Source organism: Candidatus Parvarchaeota archaeon (assembly GCA_016866895.1).
Classification (GTDB): Archaea; Micrarchaeota; Micrarchaeia; order Anstonellales; family VGKX01; genus VGKX01.
In genome coordinates this window covers 1-7223 of record VGKX01000047.1, presented here as the reverse complement: position 1 = coordinate 7223, position 7223 = coordinate 1, and the positions used below count along the sequence as shown (strand labels likewise).

Genomic DNA, 7223 nt, shown 5'->3' with positions numbered 1-7223 from the left:
TCTGTCAGTGTTGCAGGAAAAGCTGCCGCTGCGTCCGCCTTTACACTTACTGGAGCTGATTTTGCAAAGCACTGGCTTTACAATGAGCCAACCCAAAACGCTTCAATCCCGGCTCAAGATGCCAAGCAATCAAATCAAAGCACAATCTTGCCGCCCATCTCAAAATCTTCAAAGGCCTTGATGGATGCATTCAACCAACCCCCCCAAAAAAACAACCAGGCTGTGCAAACCACCCCTAACCAAACCACCCAGCTTACTACTGCCCAGCCCCAAAATCCGTTTGTTAAAACTTGGAATGACGGGAAGGAGGTTTTAAAACCGGTATTGAGTTTTGCAACCGAGGTTCCAATTTTCGTGGGGCTTGTGGTTGGGGCGGCACTTTACGCTTTTGGGAAGGCCGTCAGCAAAAACCGCGTGTATGAAGCTACTGATACGGCAAATAAGCTTGCAACCAAACAGAATGACCTGGACCTAGAAAATGCAAAACTGCGTTCATACTCTCCAAAGGCAATCAAACTTACGACGCCGCAGCTTAATAAATTCCGTTCTGCAGCTTCAAGGAAAAAAGCCCTTAAGGCTGCAAGGCAGGGGAAAAAGAAGGAGATTGACACGTACAATAAAAAAGTCAACAAGCGCATGCAGGCGATATCAACTGAACTACTGGAGCTTGAAAAACACAGAGTAAGGATGCTATTTGGGCCAATTGTCTCAAACAGCAAGTTTCTAACTGGTTTATTCGGCAACGTGCTTAGTCGCGTTTCTGCTTCAATAAGATCTGCTAAAGGCGGATTAAGGTGGGGCGGCTTTGGCTGGCCTGTGTCTATTGCAGCATCTGGTGGCGTTATATATTCACTGGGTTACTGGATTGTAAGCGACATGGACTTTTTGCCTGCAATAGCAAAGGCATTCAACGGCGTTGGAAAAATCGTGGGTGACGTTGCCAATTTTGCAGTTGACCATGCGCTTTATGTGGTTGGCGCCCTGTTTGCAACAACAGTTGCAAAAGCTGTCAGAGATAAAATCTATTCGGTTGTTTCAAACACTCGGGCACCTGCACAAGAGGATGGAGGGCACGGCGGTCACGATTAATGCAATGTTTGAAAAGACCCACGTTGGTGAATTTATGGGAAGGCAATCACAAATCCCCGGGCTTGTCCTGGTTGATTCAAATGGCAAGGCTGCCAAGGATGAAAAAACCGGCAAAACGAAAACGGCCGGCAAGCCGCAAGCAGGCAACATGTTCACAAAAATGTATGCCTCTTTTAGGGGCGGCTTTAAGCAAGGCATGGAATCTGCCAAGAAAAATGCGGGCAAGAAAAAGAATGCTGGCAAGGAAAAAACCAAAAACCCGGGCAAATCCAAGGCTGCAGGCTCCAAGCTTCCTGCTTCAACTTCAAGGGAGCAGCGCCTAAAAAAACTCAGGAAACAGGCAGCAGATGGAACTCTTGAGACAAAAGGATTTTTCTTTCCAAAGACAAGGGAGAAAATAGCCCAAAAAACCGACGAGGCAACAGATGTGCTTGCAGTAAAATACGCCAAGCACTTTCCAAAGGCAAGATGGCTTGCCAGGGCAGCAGTTGCAACAGGGCTTGTGGTCGCCCCCACAACAACACTTGCAGGCGTGCTGGTTTTTTTCGCCCGCGATGCATACAACAAGTTAAAAGCCGAATACAAGCTGATACTCAACGAGGAAAAATGAAACCACGACAGAATACAACAAAATAATTGCAGGCAAGTTAGTTATGCCAGCCAAAAACAAAAAACCAAACCAGCAACAACCAAAAACCAAACCAGCAACAACCAAAAACCATCCCACCCTCGAAACCCAACCAACCATTTTATTAATTCAAATTTCCCAATTTTGGTAAAATAATCGCTGCTGTCTTGCAGGCACGTGGCGTTTTGCCCCTGCCCCTGCACCTGCTTTACAGCAGGATATAAACTTGGCACGTGGTGGTTGTCAATGGCAAAAGGCAGGGAAATAACAAACATAGAAGAAGCTGAAAAATACGTTGACTACAGGCAATGGTTTTCAGACAAGCTTGCAAAGGACTACATTGAGACATTCCCAAAGAGATTTTCCGCAGTCTCTTCTGATTCTGACAGGCAGTACATCTACCAGGAAGCGCAAAACGTGCTTACAATGTACTCTCTTCTTGTCTATTACACCTACAGCCAGAACACCTCGTTTAGAAAGGCAATTGACTCAAACAAGGAGTTCAGGTCCAATTTTGCCATGATTAAAAAATGGCTTGAGCAAAACAACGGAAAGCAGATTGCAGACAGCTTTATTGGCACATTGAAGGCGCAGGTTGCTGCATCGGCGTAAAAAACTGCAAGAGCTGTAAATTAGCCAGTAAAGTTATTTCGGAGGGATATTAATGTCACCTGTATACGCAGACCCGACGGCAAACAAGTCATGGTACGAGAAGGCGGGGGAGTTTGTGCCGGTTGCCGGAACAATAATTACTGGAAAGGACGCCTATCTGCAGTTCAAGGACGGAAACATTGGCAGGGGTGCTGTCATGTCCATAATCACAATCGCCTCGGCAGCCACAGATGTTCTTATGGCATCAGGCATTTTTGCAGGCGCAGGCGCAATGGGCAAGATGGGCATAAAGGCAGCAACACGCGAGCTGTTTGGCCTGACTGCAAAACAGGTCGGCACAAAAATCACAAAGACAACCCTGAAAAGTGCAACCGCGCGGGAGCTCAATGCAACTGCAAGGACTGCAATGAACGAAACAAAGTTTGCATCCAGGGAGCTAAACAGGCTCAATCAACTAAATCGCCCTCAAATGGCAACGCTTCAGAGTGCAGACCCGGCACTGCGCAAGCTTGGCACAAAGGTTTCGGGGCTGGTCACGCTATCGGCAACGCAGTCTGCAGTGGCCTTGAAAACAGCCGGGGGCGCAAGGCAAGTAACACTCAAAAAAGACGCAGTTTTGGAACTGGTTAAAACCTCAAGGCAGGCGCAAAGCGCGGTGACGGACGCGACTATGGCACTGGTCAAAGGCACCGCATGGCCCATCGGGGTTGGCTTGGTGGGGGGCGTTGGTTTTAGGCAAACCCCTGCTATCGGTGATTGGGCAGAGCCACACCTGTACAGTGCAACGGAATGGCTTGAAAGCAAGTTCAAACCAAGCCAACAAACGTCCGGCAAGCTCCAAGGACTCAATCCCGTCGGTCCTTCCGGACAAGTCAAAAGTTTCAAGACCTGGAAAAGTGACTGACGCCAAAACAATTGAACGTCAAAAATCCGAGAGCAAGATCCCTGAAAAGCAGAGAGTGGAAGATGACAAAGCCAGGAAAAATGAGCCCGGGCAAAAACCCCGAAAATCAGGTGTAAATTTGCCAAAAAAGAAACTTACCCACGAAGAGCTTTTGAAAATGATGCGAGAGCAGCAGTGAGAGCGGCGCACTTGGCAAATAGAACCTAACGAAGGAAAAGGTGATTTATGTGGTATTTGTGTTTTCGATGAAGATGGCAACATCCAGGGTCTCAGACGAGGTTGGGCAAAATGCCACAAGATGGGCCCAATACCAGGACATTTTCTCAGTTGCAAGAGAAGACCTGATTAAAGGGAAGGCAACTGATGCCCTAAACCTTGTTAAATCTGCGGAAAATGCCATCTCAAGGAATTACAAAAATCAGTTCGACCCATCGAAAATGAGCTTGGATTACATCTCAAGGCTTTTGCCAAAACCCTATATGGATATAATCAGTGCCGTAAAAACAGAGATAGGCGCCCAGCTCACGTCAGCCAGACCGGACTATTCCAAAGCCCTCAAGGCAATAGACATGCTTGTTGACACAACAGACCTTTACGTGTCTATAACCAAAATACAGTACAATCTGTCCTCGGGCTCTGGAAGCCCGATGTGGGACGCCAAGCAACTCCTCTCGACCCTCTCCACTAAGTTTTTTGACGACAAAGCTGATAAAGACGGGTTGTTCTGGGAGCTTTCCAAATCGGCAAAAGGGGCAGTCGAGTCACTTAACAGGGGCGATAAGGACATGGCCCTGAAGCATGCGAACGTTGCCCTTGTCCTTCTTAGCGATGCGGACGTCAGTTCCCTAATAGCCGACCATGTGAAAAGGCCTATCTCTTCCATTGTCTCAGGCCCCGGGACAATTTCCACTGTTCCGATAAGGGTTGAAGTCGATGCAGAATTAATCCACAAAAAGGAGTACAGCCAGGCAATCACAAAGGAGGCATACGATGAAATGAAAAAGTATGCTGGTGGCCTGTCCCAGCAGCAGTTCAACTCCAAGCTGTACGATGCGTTTGAGCGGGCATATTATGATGTGACCCACGGAGAGGGTGCAAAGAAAATCAAAGTCAGGCAAAGCAGGCTTACCCGCACTGCAAGAAAGGAGCTGTCAGGCGAGCTTGAAAATGTCGCCCTTGTCACTGACATGTACTTAAGCCTTGGGACTAAAAACGCCCGCAGGCTGCTTGCAGCCAAGGATGATGATGCAAGGGAGCAGATTGCAAAGAAACTTGGGCGAAACTTTGAGAAGCTCAAGGAAAAATACGGCGAGCTTTGGAGCCAGTGAAGAAGCAACGTGAGTTAAGAGGTGAATCCAATGTCTTTGTTGACTTTCCAGCTTGGTGTTTTTAACTATCAGTCAGAGGCGGAAAAATCCGTTGGGACAAGGGTAGCGGAGTTCATGCCGGTAACCGGCACATGGATAACCGGCAGGGACGCATATCTTGCCTTCAAGGATGGTAGCACAGCCAAGGGCTTTGCGCTATCTGCTTTGACTGTTGCTTCTGCTGCACTTGATGTTGTAACAGGAGTTGCAATTGTAGGCTCATTTGGCACTGCAACAGCACCCGCGGCAGCTGCACAAGGGAGCCTCATGCGCGGCATAAAGGCGCTTTGCGGTTTTGGCAAAATTTGGGGCAAGGAGGCAGCAGCAAAAACCGCGCAGAGGATGACAGAGCAGACCGCAGTCCAGATTGGCGAAACAACCACAAAAAAAGGCCTTGGCGAGGCCACAAAGCTTCTTGAAAAAACAGTGGAGCAGACTGAAAGGCACATAGCCAAGACAAACAAAATAATCAATCTCAATTCAATTCCAAAGCTCAATACGGGCAAGCTTAACCCGAAAAACATACTTTTTTCTGGCAAGCGGGCAAAGGCAACTGGGGAGGTCAAGGAGGCTCAAGTGCTCCTTGAGCTTGCAAATCAGGACATTAAACTTGCAAAATCCGTCACATCTGTCCCAAAAAAACAGAAGCTTCTCAAGGAGGCAACTGCAAGCCTTCGCACTGCGCAGCAGTCAACAGCATCAGCCGCAAAAAAGCTCATAAGAAGCGGCAGGTTCCACACTGCAATGTACTATGGCCTTAAGGGCCAGTTCAAGGGATATGTTTTTGGCGAAAATCAGGAGCAGTCCCAGCTTTCAGACAAGAAGCAGCAACAGCTCGATGCAGCACAGCAAAATGCAAACCAGCAGCAGCGCAGCGACCTTAATCAACCCCCACCTGGCATGGCACAACCTGGCGCAGGTCAGACTTCTGTAGATACATCCCAGTCAAAAAAGATTATAGACCTGTTTTAGCCTGATGCACAAAACCCGCTTAATTCAATGGTGAAACATTGGCATTGCTTTTTCAATTGTTTTTCGACTACCAAAAGCCAAGCGATAAATCCACATGGACCAAGGCTTTGGAGTTTGCACCTATTTTCAGCTCTTATATCTCAGGTAGGGACGCATATCTCTCATTCAGGGATGGAAACTACATGGCAGGCTCCGGCTATGCCATGCTGTCCATTGGCACCCTTGCACTTGACATTGCAACCCTCAACCCAGGCGGCCTTGGCGCAAAAGCCGCCTTTAAGCCAGTTCGGGAAACCCTGAAAAAGGAAATCACGGCCTGGCTTGCAAGGGCTGGCGAGGGTTTTGGCTCAACTGCTAAAGCTGCAGTCGGGGTCGGCAACAAGAAAATAGCTTTGGTTGCCCTGGATGCCGCCAAAAAAGAGGTCAAAAACATCACATCCTCGGTTGTCAGGGATGCTGTCAAGGAAGTGAAATCCGAATTTGGAATAAAGGCAGTAAATGCGGCAAAAACAAGGGCACTTGAACAAACCAAGGAAGAAATTTACCAATCAGTCAAGCAAACCCTTGTGCAGGCGGCGACAAAGGCAATATCAGATGCGCAGCTCAAGTCAACTGCCAGGGGGGCGGCCCAGTCGGTAAGCCCGAAGATATTTGGCGCTGCATTTATATCGCACCTTGAGCCGCACTTGTCCACCCTTGAAACAAAGGGCAAATTTGAAAAGTGCGAGGCTGCAAAGGCAGCCCTTGAAGACCTTGCAAAACTTTTCAAAAACAAATACAGGGCTCCTGCAGGCACAACAAGTGCTAAAGGAATCAGGGCAAAAGTAAGCTCGTTTCTTGCAATTCCATACAGGGACCCTCTCCACTGGATAAAAAAGACGCACAAGATGGGCCAGGAAGGCATTTCAGCGCCAAAATGGTTTGCGTACCCTGCCTCTGCCTCAGCCGACCTTCTTCATACTGCGGCAGGGGCCTTCATAGGCGCACCCTGGCACCTTACAAAAAAATCACTCAAATCAATCTCATTTACGTCAAAGCCAAAAAAACTTCTTGCCATCGCCCCAAACATTCTTCGGTCTGGCAAGGCAATTTACGATCCGTTTGCGCCACCAAGCAGGGAGCAAGTCCAGGCTGACGAGCAGGAAGCAGCCAGAAGAGTCGTTGAGGAAAACAGAAAAAAAGCCGGGCAGCAGCTGCAGGAGCAGCAACTGCGGGAGCAAAAGCTAAACCAACAGGGCCAAGACTCGGGGCAAAAAACAGAAAATCAGCAGGACCGGCCTGTGCAAGTAGAACAAAACCAACAAAGCAAGCAGCAATACCCTGGAGTTGTCCTGCCAAAAATAAAAAAAGATAAGCTAATAAATAAATTTTAGCTTGCGCCTGGTCAGTACTTGCTTTGCGATGCCTCTGCTTTGCGGTGCAGCATGCGCCACTCAATCCACATATATGCCAACCAATATGCTTATAAGTAAGAAAAGGCAAAATTAAATATCGGAGTTTCTGCATTTACGAAATCTAAAAGGTGGTTGTCAATGGCAAAAGGCAGGGAAATAACAAACATAGAAGAAGCTGAAAAATACGTTGACTACAGGCAATGGTTTTCAGACAAGCTTGCAAAGGACTACATAGAGACATTCCCAAAGAGATTTTC

6 protein-coding genes are annotated in these 7223 nt (G+C 47.9%); all 6 read left to right on the top strand.

All coding sequences use genetic code 11. The features are described from left to right. Nucleotides 1–1123: 1123 nt before the first annotated feature. The 6 genes from FJZ26_02765 (at nt 1124) to FJZ26_02740 (ending at nt 6945) form a co-directional block, all read left to right on the top strand. Nucleotides 1124–1699, top strand: coding sequence for a hypothetical protein (locus FJZ26_02765; protein ID MBM3229330.1), 576 nt, complete (start codon nt 1124–1126; stop codon nt 1697–1699). Nucleotides 1700–1963: 264 nt separating this feature from the next. Then, the gene (locus tag FJZ26_02760; GenBank protein ID MBM3229329.1) at nt 1964–2329 is read left to right on the top strand and encodes a hypothetical protein; all 366 of its coding nucleotides are present in this window, start codon (nt 1964–1966) and stop codon (nt 2327–2329) included. 52 nt (nt 2330–2381) lie between these two features. Further along, on the top strand, nt 2382–3233 hold the full coding sequence (locus tag FJZ26_02755) for a hypothetical protein (GenBank protein MBM3229328.1): 852 nt from the start codon (nt 2382–2384) through the stop codon (nt 3231–3233). Nucleotides 3234–3460: 227 nt separating this feature from the next. Then, complete coding sequence (locus FJZ26_02750) at nt 3461–4561, top strand: hypothetical protein (GenBank protein MBM3229327.1); 1101 nt, start codon at nt 3461–3463, stop codon at nt 4559–4561. Between the two features lie 30 nt (nt 4562–4591). Beyond that, nucleotides 4592–5572 (top strand): hypothetical protein, encoded by a 981-nt coding sequence (locus FJZ26_02745; GenBank protein ID MBM3229326.1) that lies wholly within the window; start codon nt 4592–4594, stop codon nt 5570–5572. A gap of 38 nt (nt 5573–5610) precedes the next feature. Continuing rightward, on the top strand, nt 5611–6945 hold the full coding sequence (locus FJZ26_02740) for a hypothetical protein (protein ID MBM3229325.1): 1335 nt from the start codon (nt 5611–5613) through the stop codon (nt 6943–6945). Nucleotides 6946–7223: the final 278 nt, after the last annotated feature.

What these genes read in the sequence shown, in the direction of transcription:
- FJZ26_02760 (MBM3229329.1), top strand. Translation starts at nt 1,964, where the DNA reads ATGGCAAAAGGCAGGGAAATAACAAACATAGAAGAAGCTGAAAAATAC.
- FJZ26_02755 (MBM3229328.1), top strand. Translation starts at nt 2,382, where the DNA reads ATGTCACCTGTATACGCAGACCCGACGGCAAACAAGTCATGGTACGAG.
- FJZ26_02765 (MBM3229330.1), top strand. Translation starts at nt 1,124, where the DNA reads ATGGGAAGGCAATCACAAATCCCCGGGCTTGTCCTGGTTGATTCAAAT.
- FJZ26_02745 (MBM3229326.1), top strand. Translation starts at nt 4,592, where the DNA reads ATGTCTTTGTTGACTTTCCAGCTTGGTGTTTTTAACTATCAGTCAGAG.